The organism is Natrinema sp. CBA1119 (assembly GCF_002572525.1).
Classification (GTDB): Archaea; Halobacteriota; Halobacteria; order Halobacteriales; family Natrialbaceae; genus Natrinema.
On the sequence record NZ_PDBS01000008.1, the window covers coordinates 364,906 to 379,014 of the forward strand.

Here is a 14,109-nt window from a genome sequence, read left to right on the forward strand (position 1 = left end):
AGCGCGAATGTCGCTCGGGAAGGTGCGATATCACTTCGTCAACGAAATGAGAACGAGCACCATCCCGCTCGAAACGATGGCCGCCTGCACGAGGGCGGCGGACGCGATCGTCGTCCCGAACACCTGGTAGATGAGCCCCTCGCAGATCGCGCCGGCGCCGATGAAGACGAACCCGCCGGAGACGTACAGCATCGGCGTCTGACCGCTGCGACGATAGCCGTGATACGCCAGATACGCGACGCCGAGACTCAGCACGAACGTGAACAGTTTGGCGATCACGAACGACGCTTCCATCAGTCGTCACCCCGGAGATCGCTCCAGAGGGACGTGAAGTTGTCAGCGAGCTCGTCGCGCGTTTCCAGCGTCAGCGAGAGTTGGCCATCGGTGATATCGACGTGGAGTTCCTCGAGCGACGTTTGGAACTCGCTTCGATGCGAGCCGTCCGTATCGACGGTGTTCCGCTCCTCGATGAGGTCGTGGTCCTGCAGCGTCGACACTCGCCGATAGATCGTCGTGAGCGAGGCGTTGCACTCCTCGCTGAGCGTTTTCGCGGTCTTCGGCCCGTGATCCGCGGCGAGGAGTATCTTCCGTGCGTACTCGTCCGCGAGGATCTGGAAGATTTCCGCCGAATCCGAGGAGCCTCCGTGTTGCACACGATAGACCCCGTCGTTCAGTGCCAAATAGGCCACGATTCCCCGACTCAGCAAATCGTCGTCACTGTCTTGTACCCACACTCGGGTGGTACTCGTGACTACGGACGTTCGTCGTCCGTTTCGTCTCCCAACGGTAACCAGACGGCATCGAACCGGAACGCCTCGAGCGCACGGACCACGTCGACGAACGCATCACGGTGTGCAGGCCGGACACGACCGCCTATGGCGAGCGTAGATCAGTCCCGCCAGAATCGCCACGGAGAGCGCACCGAGGGCCGGTCGTAACGGATCGAAGTACGTCATAAGCGCGGACGAACTGAACAGGGCGAGCAGGGCGACGTTACAGATCGGACAACCGACCGCCAGGAACCCGCCGACGAGACCGCCGAGCGCCCAGCGATCCTCGCTACTCGCACCGCCGGCCTCGCTCTCGTCGTCACCCTCGAGGTCGGGATCGACCACTTCGGTCGCCAGTCGCTGTGCCGCGTAGACGCCCGCCAGCAGCGCGGTCAACAGCAGAAACAGGTAGTCGACGGGCGTCCGCGGGACCATCCGAACGTACAGCGGGTTCGGAATGAGACCGGTGACGAGGCCGAACAGCAGGACCACGCCGATTCCGGCGGCCGTTCCCCACAGCATCGCTCGCCGATCCGATCGGATCGATCGGACGAAGTCGTGTGCCGTCATTTCGTCGCCTCCGTCGTGATCACACAGTGTTCCGGATGGCCCGCACGTCCGAGGAAGAACACCAATAGGGCGAGCCCGCTGACGCGAAGCAACGCGCCGTCGTACGGGAGCACTGCCATCCCACCGGCGAACCCGAGAAAGCCGAGGAGGCCGGCACCACAGCTCGCACAGCCCGACGCGAGGAGCCCCGGGACGATGCCGGAGAGATCGGTGAGACTCGAGAGACCAACGATCCGCAGTTGCGCAACGGCGTTGACGACCGCGACACCTGAAAGCAGGGCGTAGAGGACGATGACCGCGAGCCCCGACCAGCCGTCGGTCCGGTAAACTGTCTCCGTGAGCGAGACGAGGACGTACTCGAACCAGTGGAATCCGTCGCCGAGCATCTGGAGCGAGAATCCCGGCATCGTACTCAGGATCAGGAGAACGTAGGTGGCGACCGTCACGAGTACCAGTCCGATCGTCCCTCGCCACGTCTCGAACGGGTACGAGACCGCTGCAGCGAGGTTCGTCAGGTACCCGCTGATCGAATCGCGCGTGAACATCTAGCTGCACCGATGCAGGGATGACTGAAATCACCGACTCCGATTTGCTGGGTCAGCAAATCAACGGTTCCGTTTACGCCATCGGAGAGAGAACGTAACGACGAGTAACCTATCTACAATGAGTCATGAACGCGACGCAAACGAGGGGCCGTCTCGACGGCGAATGCTCGCCGCACTCGGTGCCGCATCGACGACGGTCGCTGGCTGTATGGACATTCTATCGGACGACGACGGCAACGGAGTCGGCAGGGGCGAAATGTCGTCCGGCCCCACGCACTGGCCCGCTATCGAGACGGGGCAGGTAGTCTCTGACTTCGAGGATCTCGACGAGTGGTCCTCCCGAACTGGCAAACTCTCGGCCGCTTCCGACGAGGCGCGACTCGGATCCCAAGCGGCGGTCGTCGAAAGCGACGAGGCGACGGCCGGCATGGAGGTTCGGTTCGACGACGGAATCGACTTCGAGGACTGGGACACCTCGCTGGCGGTCAAACCGGAATCCGCCGATCGGATCATCGTCGAGTTCCTCGCACCGACGCGGAGCGAACGCCTCACCAGTATTCGAATCGTTCCGGACGGGTACGACGGCTGGTTCCGAATGGACTGTGGCTACCAGCAGAAGCCGGGGGAAGACCCGGACCTGTCGAACGTCACCGGCCTCAATATCATCGCGGACGGGCCGGACGGCGGACCGACCAAATTGCTGGTCGACGACCTTCGCCGAACCGAATCGGCCGCCAACGGTGCCGCAATCCTCGCGTTCTACGGCGGCCACGGTTCGCATTACGACATCGCGGCCGAGATTCTCGAGGAGCGCGACTGGACCGCGGCGGTTCCGGTCAGCCCCGAGCAAATCGGAGCTGCCGGTCGGATGGGGCGCACCGAATTACGCGACCTCCGAGACCGCGGCTGGGACGTCTGTTCGCTCCCACAGGTGTCGACGCCCCTGCCGGAACAGTCCGAGGACCAGCAGCGACAGGTCCTCGAAGCTGCTCGAGACGCGCTCGCAGACGAGGGCTTCGAGGACGGATCGCGTCACCTGTTCGTTCCCGAGGACCGAATGGATGCAACGACCTACGACCTCGCGAGAGAGATTCACGAGTCAACGTTCCTGTACAACGCCGGAACGACGAGCGTGCCGCCGACCGAGATGCACATGATTCCGTTCATCTGGGGTCCCGCACTTCACACCGGTGTTCGCCGCCACACCAACCTTTCCGATCAGTACAACCATCTCACCGTGGTGCGCGTTCCGCGGATCGTCGACGAAGAAGACATCGGTGTCAACGAAAATCGGATGTCACTCGACGACTTCGGACTGCTCCTCGATCACATCGAGCACCGCGGCCTCGACGTCATCACTCCCTCGGATCTGGTCGACGAGACGTTCGAGCGCGCCAACGGCACCGACGAAACCGAGAACAGAGAGCGACCGAGCGGAACGATTCTCGAGGCGGGCCAGTCCCACACGTTTGAGGGATCCGGCTCTGGCGACACCGCCACGTTCGACCTCGACGAGGGGATCCTCGTGGCGAACGTCTCCCACGACGGCGGGGAGATTGCTGTCGACGTGACGAAACCCGACGGTACCGGACGCAACGAGAATCTGCTGACCACGTCCGGGAATGCCACCGGCGAATCGATCATGGCCGTCGACGACGACGCCTACAGACTCGAGGTCGACGCCGACAGCGCATGGTCGATCGACCTCTCACAGCCGACGGTCGACAGCGATGAACTCGAGGACCTTCCGCTCGAGGCGACCGGGACGGGATCGGCGTTCGTCGGGCCGCTGTGGACCGAGGGCGGCATCAGGGTCGTCGCGACACACGATGGTGACGGCACGTTCATCGTCGACGGCTACGATGCGGACGGCAGTCGGGAGATACTCGTCCACCGGACCGGCGAGTTCGATAACTCGCGGTCGTACAAGGCGGGCGGCCCCGTCTGGCTCAACGTCGAGGCCGACGGCGACTGGACGCTCGAGGTCGTGGACTCGTAGTACTGGATTCGATCGCTCGAAACACTCGTTGCGCTCGACACCGTTTCCGCTGTTCGATCACTGCTCATCGTCGGACCGTCGGGAGTGACCGAATGGGCGAATCGGAACGGGACGGACGAGCTCTCGATCCAATTTTGCTGACCCAGCAAATCGGCGGATCCGTTTAGGGCGGGTAGCGTAAACGTGAGCGCGAACAATCGATGTCGCTCGATCAGCCGTCTCGTCGCGCTCTCGTTACAGGTCTCGTTGGAACTCTCGGCGTCGGCGGCGCTTACTTATCTCACGCGATCCGACGACACCGCTCACGACCTCTCCCCGTCGTTTCACTCGAGCGACGAGACGTCCCCACTCGGCGTCGAATTGCGGGGAAAGCCGATTATGGGTGCGTCCGATGCATCGCTCGATATCTACTACTGGACGGACTTCCAGTGTCCGTTCTGCGAACAGTTCGAACGGGAGACGCTCCCCGACCTCGTTCGAGAGTACGTCGAACAGGGGACGGTTCGAATCATATTCATCTCACTGCCGTACTTCGGTGCGGACTCGATGACGGCCGCGATCGCCGGCAAGTGCGTGTGGGACCAAGTTCGTGACGCCGACCCATCGACGTACTGGGACTGGCACGCGGCGATCTTCGAGGAACAGGGCGAGAAGAACTCCGGCTGGGCTACAGCCGAGAACCTCCTCGAGTACACGCGCTCGGTCGACGGCGTCGACGCCGACTCGCTCGAGTCGTGTCTCGACGATCGATGGTCGGCGCTCGAAGACGAGATCGACGCGGATAACGAGCAAGCACGTTCGTTTGGCGTTCGGGGGACGCCGACGTTCGCTGTCTTCGATCCGGACTCCGAATCCGTCGGGACGCTCGTCGGCGCACAGCCCATCGAGCGCTTCGATGAGGCGATCGAACGAATCGAAGACGCGTGAGATCAGTCGCGATCGAGACGAGCGTCCGACGACCGATCGGTCGACATGATCGGCGACCGCCTCGCGCGATCGTGCGGCCGCCGTCACTCGTATTCGAACACGCGTGCCATCCCTCGCTCGAGGTGATAGACGTTGTGACAGTGGAACAGCCAGTCGCCGGGGTTGTCCGCCAGGAAGTCGAACGTCACCTGATCGCCGCGGGGCGCGACGAGGACGGTGTCCTTGACCGCGTCGCCGACCTGAAAGAAGTGGCCGTGGAGGTGCATCGGGTGGATCGCCGGGCTGCGGTTCACCATCTGCACGCGGACGTGGTCGCCCTCGCTGATCTCGAACGGGTCGGCGTCGGGATACGTCTCGCCGTCGATGGTCCACGCGTCGGCGTCGGCGCTGCCCATCATCCCGCCCGACAGCGTGAGGTCGAACGTTCGATCCGGCTCCCCGTCGAGATCCAGCGGCTCGAGCGCCTCGAGATCCTCGTACTCGAGTTCGTCGCCGTCGAACTGCGGCCGGTCGACAGAGCCGTCGGCGGCGGCGTCTGCGTACCGCAGTCTCGCCTCCGCGGGGTCCTCTTCGCCGACGACGGGTTCGGCGACGACGGCCCACTCGCCGGGGGCGTCGGCCTCGAGGATCGCGTCGTAGCGCTCGCCCATGCTCATCACGAACGAATCCACCTCGACGGGTTCGACCGGTCGCCCGTCGGCGTGCGTGACGGTCAGCGAGTGGCCGCCGACCCCGACGCGATAGGTCGTGGCGCTGCTGGGGTTGATGAACCGCAGCCGAACGCGCTCGCCCTCTTCGACTTCGAATACGGCCGGATCCGAGGGGAGGCGGCCGTTGACAAGCAGTCCCTCGTACGGGGGTCGCTGACCCATCATCTGACTGCCCGGTCCCATGCCGTCGCCGGGCCCGGGACCGTCGCCAGGTCCGCCGTCACTGCCGGGACTCATGCCGTCGTCAGGACCCATTCCGTTACCCGGTCCCATTCCGTTGCCGTCTCTACCCGGTCCCATTCCATCGTTCGGTCCGCGACCGTCACCGCGTCCGTCGCTATCGGGCCCCATCCCGTCGCCGTCTCCGCCTGGCCCGCCATCGGGCCCCATCCCGTCGCCATCTCCGCCTGGCCCGCCATCGGGGCCCATGCCACCGCCGCCCGGCGGGGCTTCGATCGAGTCGAGCGCCGGCTCCTCCCCGAGGTAGTCGTCGAGCTGCAACGTGTACTCGCGGTCGTACTCGACGTGGGTCGACTCCTCTTCGACGATCAGCGGTCCGTAGAGTCCCCTGTCGAGTTGTAACCCGACGTGGCTGTGGTAAACGTACGTGCCCGCCGGCGACGCCTCGTACTCGTACTCGAACGTCTCGCCGGACGAGACGGGCGCTTGCGTGACGTCCGGAACGCCGTCCATCGGGTTCGGTACGGGAACGCCGTGCCAGTGGATCGTCGTCCCCTCGGACAACCCGTTCTCGAGCGAGATGCGGAGCGTCTCTCCTTCGCCGACCCGGAGCTCCGGTCCGGGGAACTGCTCCTCGTACAGCCACGTCTCGACGCTCTCGTCCGCTCCGACGTCGACTTCCCCGCTCGAGGCGACCAGCGTTTCTTCGAGTCCGCCGTCGTCTCCGGTCCCGCCGTCCTCGTCCCCCTGTGCGGTCCGCTCGAGTGCGGCCGCTCCGATTCCGATCCCGTTCGGTAGTCCCGCGATTCCGAACAGCGTCGCACCGCCGATGCGTAGCGCCTGCCGTCGTGGGACGGTTCGATCAGTATCGTCCATCACAGAACCGCCCACAACTGCCGGGAAAAAGGAAGGGCATGCCAGCGCGCGCTCTTCTCGATTCGCGTCCGAGAAACGTGACCTCGGGGCTGGAAACCGCGTTCGAACGAGTCGCCGGCGTTCTCACTCGAGCACCGCGATCAGCAGGAAGGTCTCCGGTCGGACGGCCTCGTGTTCGATGGCGAACCCGACCTCGCGGAGGGCGTCCGCCGCCTCGTCGGCGCTGTAGCGCTCGTCGACCGGCGGCCCGTTCTCGCCGGTTCCGGTGGCCGCCCAGTCGACGACGACGAGCCGACCGGCGGGCGCGAGGACCCGCCGAATCTCGGCCAGCGACTCCGCGCTCGCGAACTCGTGGTAGGTCATCGTCGAGAACGCAGCGTCGACGCCGCCGTCGTCGAACGGCAGGTCGCTTACGTCGCTGGTCACGAGATCGACGTTCTCCGGGATACCCTTCTCTCGGTAGTAATCCTGCATCTCCTCCTGGACGTCGACTGCGTAGACCTCGCCGGCGTACGGGGCGACGTCGTCGGTGAAGAAGCCGGTCCCGCTGCCGAGGTCGGCGACGGTGTCGTCCGGTGAGAGCGAAAGCGCCCACAGTAGTTCCTCGGCCGAGAGGAAGCGATATCGCTTCCCGGCCTCCTCTAACTTGTCAGCCCGCGACGCGTCGAAGGTGTGGTATCCCATGGTTACAGATTCTCGAACGCAGTATCGACCAGTTCGCCCGTCTCCGCCACGATGTCTGCCATCTCGTCGTCGTCCGGTGCCATTCCGACAAGTCGCGCGATCCGCATGATCGAAACGTGGTAGATGCGCTGTCGACCGGGTTCTTCCTCCCAGACGACGACGTTACATGGGAACAGCGCGCCGAGTTTACCGTCGGTCGCCTCGAGTGCCCGGTCGGCCACCGTCGGGTTACACGCGCCGAGCACGTAGTAGGGGTCGCGGTCGGCATTGACCTTTTCGTTGAGCAGTTCCGACGGGGAGAACTCGACGGGAATGCCGAACCCCGCGTCGGTGAACACCTCACGAACGTGTTCGATGGCGTCCTCGTGGTCCATCTCGAGCGTCGTCTGTTTCCCACCGATGTCGTCCGGATCGATCCGGGTGGGGTCGATTGGCAGCGTCATTCGTGGAGAGTATTGGGCCCACCACAAAAATCAGTTCTGGATTTTACCGTCGACCGCTACGAGATCGCCACCGACTCGTGGAAGTACATCACCGAACGCTGCGCCAGCGAAGACCGGGAAACGAATCGCGTGCAAGAGCCTCCTGCATTGTTCGACACGAGAATGGGAACGTCGCGGGTGGGATCGACGAGCGGTCAGTTCGAGACCGCAATCGCTGACTCGGAAAATCGGCCGAACGCATATTACCTTCTGCCTGCAAGTTCACGTATGGGTTCGGACGTCTCCAGTCAATCGCTGCTCGGGCTGGCAGGGCTCGCGAGTCTCTGTTGTGTCGGACCGGGGACCGCCGCCATCGCCGGCGGAACGTCAGTCGGGATGATCGTTGGGATCGCACAGGGTGTGGTGATCTTCGCAGTGCTCGGTATCATCGGGCTCCTGATCCGACTTCACTCGAGTTGCTCGTGTTCGGCCCGTAACGCTGACCGGGAGACGCAGCGATCCGCGGGCGTGAAGCGAAACGCGGACCTCGAGTGATCCGTCGACCTGAGTGATGAACGCTTCCACACAGATCATGACGCTGCGGACCGTACCGAACTCGTCGAGCAGAGACTCGTGACGACAGATACTGCACCGAAGCAATAGCCGTAGTTGATTGTATAGTATTGGGAATTTCCAGAAATACTTTTTGCGCTGCCGTCCTACCTCTCACGTATGACCGAGACGTTCGTCGTTATCGGCGGTGACGCCGCGGGAATGAGCGCCGCGAGCAAGGCGAAACGAGAGGATCCCGAGCGAGAGGTGATCGTCTTCGAAAAGGGCGAGTGGGTCTCCTACGCCGCCTGCGGGATGCCCTATTACGTCAAGGGGGCGGTCGACGAACTGGACGACCTCGTCACCGTGACGCCCGAGGAGTTCCGGGAGGAACGGGACGTCGACCTGCGGACGGGTGCGGAGGTCGTCGACATCGATCCGGAGGCGCGAACGGTCACGGTCGAGACCGAGGACGAGACCCACAAGCAGCCCTACGACGACCTCCTCGTCGCGACCGGCGCGAGCGCGATCGAACCGCCGTTCGAGGGACTCGGACTCGAGGGCGTGTTCACCATCCACGACATGGACGAGGCCGACGCCATCGAGGAGTACGTCACCGACTACGGACCCGAGACGGCCGCGATCGTCGGCGGCGGCTACGTGGGGATTGAGATGGCCGAAGCGCTGTCGGCCCGCGGCGTCGACGTCCACCTCTACGAGATGCTTCCCCACGTCCTCCAGCCGTTCGGTGAGGCCGTCGCCAAGGTCGTCGAGGACCACCTGCGCGAGCAGGGGGTCGAACTCCACCTCGATACCGCTGTGTCGGGCTTCGTCGGCGACGAGCGGGTTGACGGCGTTGCACTCGAGGACGAGACAGTCGCCGCCGATATCGCGATCGTCGGCGTCGGGGTGAGACCGAACGCCGAACTTGCCGAGACGGCCGGTATCGAACTGGGGCCGACCGGGGCCATCGCGACCGACGAGTACGGACGCACGAATTACGAGAACGTCTACGCAGCGGGCGACAACGCCGAGGCGATGCACGTCGTAACCGGCGAACCGGACCACGTCCCGCTGGCCCTCACGGCCAACCGCGCGGGACGGGCGATCGGACAGACGGTCACCGGCGACCCGACGCCGGTCGGCGAGATCGCGGGCACCGCCATCGTGAAGGCGTTCGACCTCGGGGCCGCCCGAACGGGGATCGTCGACGAGGAACGGGCTCGCGAGGCCGGCTTCGATCCGATTTCGATCACGATTTCGGCGTCGTCGCGCGCCCACTACTATCCCGACGGCGCGGAACTTACGGTCACGCTGGTCGCCGACCGCGAGAGCGGCGAACTGCTCGGCGGCACCGTCGTCGGCCGCGAGGGCGCAAAGCGCATCGACACTGTCGCGACGGCGCTGACGGCCGGAATGACCGTCACCGAACTGCAGAACGCGGATCTGGCGTACGCGCCGCCGTTCAGCCCCGTCTGGGATCCGATCCTCACCGCGGCGAAGGTTCTCGCCGGGAAGCTCGAGTGAGATCACGATGACGACCGGCGAATCCGGCGAACTGGAAGCCTACGTCGCCGACCGTCGCTCGGACCTGATCGACCTCGCGCTCGATCTGCTCTCGGTCGACACGGCGAATCCGCCCGGCGACACGCGCGAGATCGCCGCCTTGCTCGAGGAGTACCTCTCGCAGTTTCCGGTCGACGTCGAGCGGTTCGCCGTCGATCCGGCGAAGCCGAATCTCCTCGTGACGCTTCCGGGCGCGAGCGATCGAACGCTCCTGTACAACGGGCACCTCGATACGGTGCCGTTCGACGCCGACGTGTGGTCGTTCGATCCCCTCGGGGAGCGCGTCGACGACCGCCTCTACGGCCGCGGCGCGACCGACATGAAGGGAGCCGTCGCCGCGATGCTGTTCGCGATCCGCGCGTTCACCGAGACGGACGTCGAACCGCCCGTCGACCTCGCGTTCGCGTTCGTCAGCGACGAGGAGGTCGGCGGCGACGCCGGCCTCCCCGCGTTGCTCGAGGCCGACCGCCTCGAGGCCGACGCCTGCGTCATCGGCGAACCGACCTGCGAGGTGGGGCGTCACTCCGTGACGGTCGCCGATCGGGGGAGCATCTGGCTGACGCTCGAGGCGACCGGCGAGGCCGCACACGGCTCGCGGCCGGTGCTCGGCGAGAACGCGATCGACCGACTCTACGACGCGGTAACGACGCTGCGGGAGCGGTTCGGGACGCGACGGCTCGAGGTCGATCCCGCCATCGAGCCGATCATCGACGAATCGATCGCCTTCTACGAACCGACGATGGGCGCCGAGACCGCCCGCGAACTGTTCGAGACCCCGACGATCAACCTCGGCGTCCTCGAGGGCGGGGAGGCGATCAACAGCGTCCCCGGGTCCGCCCGCGCGGAGGTCGATATTCGGTTGACGGCCGGCGTCCGGACGCCCGACGTCCTCTCGGAGATCCGGGACTGCGTCGCCGACTGCGAGGGGATCACAGTCGCCGACGTCTCCTGGAGCGTCGGCACCGCCGAACCGGTCGAGAGTCCGCTCGTCGAGGCCGTGTCCTCAAGCGCCGAGGAAACGACCGGCGAGCGAGTGTACCGACGGAGCGCCACCGGCGGCGGCGACGCGAAGACGCTGCGAAACGCCGGGATTCCGACGGTCGAGTTCGCGCTCGGAACCGACACCGTCCACGCCGTCGACGAGTACACGACCGTCGAGGCGCTCGTCGGGAACGCGACGAGCTATGCGCGCCTCCCCGAACTATGGGCGGCCGCGGTCGACGAGACGGACGCGTCTGGGTGACTCCCCGATACGGGATTGGTTGACTAACCCACGTCCGAGATGTAGGAACCGAAACGGACGACATCGATGACGTTCTCGGTATCGTCGTGTTCGGAAGCGTCGCTCGAGGCGATGCTGACCGGCAGAGCGACATCGATCTGTTCGTCGTCGTCGACGGTGATCGGACGAGCGCCCGACGCGTCGTTACGGATGTCGTCGCCGACCTCAGCGAGCAGCGATTCGACGGCGATCGATTCGATTTCGAACCGTACGTCGAATCTGCGGAGAGTGCACGACGAGCGGGTCCGAAACTCCGTGAAATCTTCACGGAGGGCGTGACGATATACGGCAGTGATCGACTCCAATCCATCCGGAAAGCGGTGATCACCGATGAGTAGTACACGAATCGAAAAGCTGGTTGACAACGCACAGGCGGCGTTCGAACGGCGACCGGCAGAAGTCGAGCCCGGACTCGACGTAGAAGACGCAGCGCTCCTCCAGTTGCGGAAGGCCTGTCGGTTGCTCGCTGGTGCTGAAGCCCTGTACGATGCTGCATACTATACGCTCGTCATCGAAGCCTCGTTCGTCGCAATCAAACGGACGATCGAGTTCCGACTCCTCGAGCGGGGCACGATGGAACCGGACGATCTTCCCGGAACGCATCCGGGCGTATACCGAGAGGCAGCCGCAGTCGGTATTGTTGTCGAATCTATGGCCGCGGATCTCGCCGACCTCTGGCGCGATCATCGGGCGAAAACGTACTATCAAGACGGTCTCGCCTCGACGGAACGGGCGCGGGCGGTGCGGAGAGCGCCCGCACGCCAGGAATGGGCGGTCGCGAGCGACGCGGAGGGCGGCAGCGGCGAGCGGGGCGGGCCGGGACGTACACACCTGTCCAGCCGGCCACGTCGCTCGGTGGGCCATCTACAGTCCTGACGGACTCAGAAAGGGCGAGGCCGCCTCGGTCGTCCCCCGGCCCCGCAAGCACCGCAGGTACGAGGCGCGCAGCGGCGATCGCGGGACATCGAGCGGTCGAGGGCTTTCGAGTGTCCTCTCCACCGAAACAGACCAAAATCCCGTCAGCTGTCTCCGGTGACCAAGTCCTCGATGAACCGGAAGCCGTTCACGAACGTCACCGAGTCACCGTACCCCTCACTCGCGAGCACGGTCTCGGCCCCTTCGCCGGCCGCGATATCGGTCGTGTAGATGGAGACCTCGGCCGCCGTCCCCGCACGGAGGTGCTGGGCAGCTAGCGCAGCGAGGGCGACGTCCGCGCGTTCGACCTCGTCGGCGGGTCGGTCATCGGCGTTCGCGATGTACCGCTGGACCCCGTCCATCACCCGCGAGACGACAGGCTCGGAGAACTCGAGTGGCGACGCAACCGTCGTCCAGCCCTCGTCGATCGCGGCGTCGACGGGCGGTGCCTTGACGTCGGGGTCGTCGACGGTCAGCTCCTCGTACACCCGTTCCGGGAGGACGAAGGTGATGTCGTTCCGGCGAGCGAATCGCCGAACAGCCTGGTAACGGCTGTTTGACGGCTGCCCCATCGCGACGAACAGGCCGGTGTCGGCGATATGAAGCGTGCTCACGCGTCGTCAGCCACGTCGCCGTCGTCGATGTCCAACTCGTCGAGTCCCGCTCCTCCTTTCTCGATGTCGTAGTGCTCGTGGACGACGGGCCGGAGCGCCTGGAGGATCAGCTCCGCAGCCAGCGGGGAGATATCGAGATCTTCAGCCATTAGCCGGTGGGTCACCTCGCCGCGTTCGCGGGCGACGGCGTAGGTGAGCGCCGTCGCGAGGCCGGCGACGCCGTGGCGGTCGATGTAGGTATCGATGTCGGCGTTCGTCTCGCGCCGGCCGACGGCATCGATGAGCGCCGGCGTGATCGTGTATTCCCGGTCCCCCACGGTCGTCGTCACGGTCAGGTCGATCTCGCGGGCGGCGTACCGCCGAGGCTGCTCGTCGTGGGTGACTTCGACGACGCCGGCGTCGACGAGCCGGTTGACGTAGCTGTAGGCCGTCCCCTGGGCGAGCTCGAGGTCGTCCATCACGTCCTGGACGGTCGCCTCCCCCTCCCGAGCGAGATACGCGTACAGCTGGGCCAGCTGTGGCTCCTCGAGCAGGTCTGCAACCGAGAGGAAGTCGCGGACGATGTCGCCGTCGGCGCGGTTTGAGGTGCGTGACACGGGTTGTTCTTGATTACAGTTTACAGTGAACCAGTAAAGAGTGTTTGGGTCACTCTGCTGGCGTCGCGACGAGGTGTTCTTCGAGGTCGCGCGTCCAGTACGTCTCAAGGCCACCGGGGTTAGCGGGCACAAAGCTGGAGCGCCCCTTCGAGATGCTCGAGTTCAACGCGGAACCCCGTCAGTGCCGCGAGCGTGTCGACGACGAGCCCACACCCGTCACAGGCGACGTGATCGCACTCTTCGGGATCCGGCTCCGCTCGGATGGCACAGTCGACACAGATCGGGTGGGTGACCCGCTCGTCCTGTTCCCAGGTGTGCGCCTCGCCAGTCTTGGTGCCGGGCAGGGCGTCGCAGAAGGCGCAGTCAACGAGCGTTTGCTGCATCACTCTGCCTCCTCTTCGTCGGTGTCGTACGCGGCCGTCCAGCTACGATGGTAGACGGCTACTATAGCTTCAGCTCTCACACCAGTTGGGAAGTACCGATAATAGCTGCCTATTGTATCTATTGTATCAGCGACGGCTCTTGGTCGCGGATTCCCTCGAAGCTATCCGAAACCCACGATAGCACGTTCTTGAGATGAGACAGAGATGTCGATACCGGCGACAGTTGTTGTCCTCGGACAGACTCAGCACGAGTGTCGTCGAACCCGACCGGCGACGAGCACACGAGAAACGGACCTACTGCTATCCGACCCCGTCGAGCAACCGCGGGCAGCTGGAATGGCGATGTCTAAACGAGAGTTGTGCCTCTCTCGAGAGGGCAGCCGAGCGCGTGAACAGGACTAGCCGTGGACGTCAGCCGTCGCCGGACCCGCCGGTGCGGTCACGTCAGTCGACGCGACTCGAACCGATCGCGAGCTCGGCGTACTCGACGAGAGGCTCATCGACGAGGTCGTCAGACG

At 64.9% G+C, this 14,109-nt stretch carries 14 protein-coding genes and 3 pseudogenes; 7 read left to right on the forward strand and 10 right to left on the reverse strand.

The features are described from left to right. Window positions 1-30 precede the first annotated feature (30 nt). The 4 genes from CP556_RS24005 to CP556_RS24020 form a co-directional block, all read right to left on the reverse strand. Complete coding sequence (locus CP556_RS24005) at window positions 31-294, reverse strand: DUF7521 family protein (protein WP_098728092.1); 264 nt, start codon at window positions 292-294, stop codon at window positions 31-33. Then, window positions 294-653 carry an ArsR/SmtB family transcription factor gene (locus CP556_RS24010; protein ID WP_098728274.1) on the reverse strand — a complete coding sequence of 120 codons (360 nt, stop codon included), beginning with the start codon at window positions 651-653 and terminating at the stop codon, window positions 294-296. The genes CP556_RS24005 and CP556_RS24010 overlap by 1 nt, the downstream gene beginning before the upstream one ends. Before the next feature lie 192 nt (window positions 654-845). Further along, window positions 846-1,340 (reverse strand): hypothetical protein, encoded by a 495-nt coding sequence (locus tag CP556_RS24015; RefSeq protein ID WP_098728093.1) that lies wholly within the window; start codon window positions 1,338-1,340, stop codon window positions 846-848. Next, entirely contained in the window at window positions 1,337-1,885 is a 549-nt protein-coding gene (locus CP556_RS24020) for a hypothetical protein (protein ID WP_098728094.1), read from the reverse strand. The genes CP556_RS24015 and CP556_RS24020 overlap by 4 nt, the downstream gene beginning before the upstream one ends. Window positions 1,886-2,003: 118 nt before the next feature. Here CP556_RS24020 and CP556_RS24025 point away from each other — a divergent pair, with 118 nt between their 5' ends. Next, a complete protein-coding gene (locus CP556_RS24025; RefSeq protein WP_176548336.1) occupies window positions 2,004-3,884 on the forward strand; it encodes a polysaccharide deacetylase family protein in 1,881 nt (626 codons plus the stop codon). 200 nt (window positions 3,885-4,084) lie between these two features. Then, window positions 4,085-4,811, forward strand: a pseudogene (locus tag CP556_RS24030) (DsbA family protein). 83 nt (window positions 4,812-4,894) lie between these two features. Here CP556_RS24030 and CP556_RS24035 read toward each other — a convergent pair. The 3 genes from CP556_RS24035 to CP556_RS24045 form a co-directional block, all read right to left on the reverse strand. After that, complete coding sequence (locus CP556_RS24035) at window positions 4,895-6,577, reverse strand: multicopper oxidase family protein (protein WP_098728096.1); 1,683 nt, start codon at window positions 6,575-6,577, stop codon at window positions 4,895-4,897. 123 nt (window positions 6,578-6,700) lie between these two features. Further along, the gene (locus CP556_RS24040) at window positions 6,701-7,261 is read right to left on the reverse strand and encodes a class I SAM-dependent methyltransferase (protein WP_098728097.1); all 561 of its coding nucleotides are present in this window, start codon (window positions 7,259-7,261) and stop codon (window positions 6,701-6,703) included. A 2-nt stretch (window positions 7,262-7,263) separates the two neighbouring features. Beyond that, window positions 7,264-7,704 (reverse strand): DUF302 domain-containing protein, encoded by a 441-nt coding sequence (locus CP556_RS24045; protein ID WP_098728098.1) that lies wholly within the window; start codon window positions 7,702-7,704, stop codon window positions 7,264-7,266. A gap of 267 nt (window positions 7,705-7,971) precedes the next feature. Here CP556_RS24045 and CP556_RS24050 point away from each other — a divergent pair, with 267 nt between their 5' ends. The 5 genes and pseudogenes from CP556_RS24050 (at window position 7,972) to CP556_RS24070 (ending at window position 11,959) form a co-directional block, all read left to right on the forward strand. Next, a complete protein-coding gene (locus CP556_RS24050) occupies window positions 7,972-8,238 on the forward strand; it encodes a hypothetical protein (RefSeq protein ID WP_098728099.1) in 267 nt (88 codons plus the stop codon). Between the two features lie 177 nt (window positions 8,239-8,415). After that, entirely contained in the window at window positions 8,416-9,762 is a 1,347-nt protein-coding gene (locus tag CP556_RS24055) for an FAD-dependent oxidoreductase (RefSeq protein ID WP_098728100.1), read from the forward strand. Window positions 9,763-9,769: 7 nt separating this feature from the next. Beyond that, window positions 9,770-11,044 (forward strand): M20 family metallopeptidase, encoded by a 1,275-nt coding sequence (locus tag CP556_RS24060; RefSeq protein WP_098728101.1) that lies wholly within the window; start codon window positions 9,770-9,772, stop codon window positions 11,042-11,044. Between the two features lie 47 nt (window positions 11,045-11,091). Next, a pseudogene (locus tag CP556_RS24065) lies at window positions 11,092-11,421 on the forward strand (nucleotidyltransferase domain-containing protein); the annotation flags it as partial. Next, window positions 11,414-11,959 carry a DUF8154 family protein gene (locus CP556_RS24070; protein ID WP_255291593.1) on the forward strand — a complete coding sequence of 182 codons (546 nt, stop codon included), beginning with the start codon at window positions 11,414-11,416 and terminating at the stop codon, window positions 11,957-11,959. The pseudogene CP556_RS24065 and the gene CP556_RS24070, both read left to right, overlap by 8 nt. Before the next feature lie 143 nt (window positions 11,960-12,102). On the opposite strand, the gene CP556_RS24075 is transcribed toward CP556_RS24070, so the two are convergent. The 3 genes and pseudogenes from CP556_RS24075 to CP556_RS24085 form a co-directional block, all read right to left on the reverse strand. Next, window positions 12,103-12,612 carry a PIN domain-containing protein gene (locus CP556_RS24075; RefSeq protein WP_098728102.1) on the reverse strand — a complete coding sequence of 170 codons (510 nt, stop codon included), beginning with the start codon at window positions 12,610-12,612 and terminating at the stop codon, window positions 12,103-12,105. Beyond that, window positions 12,609-13,208, reverse strand: coding sequence for a DUF7437 domain-containing protein (locus CP556_RS24080; RefSeq protein ID WP_098728103.1), 600 nt, complete (start codon window positions 13,206-13,208; stop codon window positions 12,609-12,611). The genes CP556_RS24075 and CP556_RS24080 overlap by 4 nt, the downstream gene beginning before the upstream one ends. A 49-nt stretch (window positions 13,209-13,257) precedes the next feature. Beyond that, window positions 13,258-13,591: pseudogene (locus CP556_RS24085) on the reverse strand (DUF7558 family protein). Window positions 13,592-14,109: the final 518 nt, after the last annotated feature.

Excerpts from the sequence above, each read along its gene's own strand:
- CP556_RS24070 (WP_255291593.1), top strand. The coding sequence starts at position 11,414 with ATGAGTAGTACACGAATCGAAAAGCTGGTTGACAACGCACAGGCGGCG.
- CP556_RS24060 (WP_098728101.1), top strand. The coding sequence starts at position 9,770 with ATGACGACCGGCGAATCCGGCGAACTGGAAGCCTACGTCGCCGACCGT.
- CP556_RS24020 (WP_098728094.1), bottom strand. The coding sequence starts at position 1,885 with ATGTTCACGCGCGATTCGATCAGCGGGTACCTGACGAACCTCGCTGCA.
- CP556_RS24055 (WP_098728100.1), top strand. The coding sequence starts at position 8,416 with ATGACCGAGACGTTCGTCGTTATCGGCGGTGACGCCGCGGGAATGAGC.
- CP556_RS24050 (WP_098728099.1), top strand. The coding sequence starts at position 7,972 with ATGGGTTCGGACGTCTCCAGTCAATCGCTGCTCGGGCTGGCAGGGCTC.
- CP556_RS24035 (WP_098728096.1), bottom strand. The coding sequence starts at position 6,577 with ATGGACGATACTGATCGAACCGTCCCACGACGGCAGGCGCTACGCATC.
- CP556_RS24045 (WP_098728098.1), bottom strand. The coding sequence starts at position 7,704 with ATGACGCTGCCAATCGACCCCACCCGGATCGATCCGGACGACATCGGT.
- CP556_RS24015 (WP_098728093.1), bottom strand. The coding sequence starts at position 1,340 with ATGACGGCACACGACTTCGTCCGATCGATCCGATCGGATCGGCGAGCG.
- CP556_RS24005 (WP_098728092.1), bottom strand. The coding sequence starts at position 294 with ATGGAAGCGTCGTTCGTGATCGCCAAACTGTTCACGTTCGTGCTGAGT.
- CP556_RS24040 (WP_098728097.1), bottom strand. The coding sequence starts at position 7,261 with ATGGGATACCACACCTTCGACGCGTCGCGGGCTGACAAGTTAGAGGAG.
- CP556_RS24025 (WP_176548336.1), top strand. The coding sequence starts at position 2,004 with ATGAGTCATGAACGCGACGCAAACGAGGGGCCGTCTCGACGGCGAATG.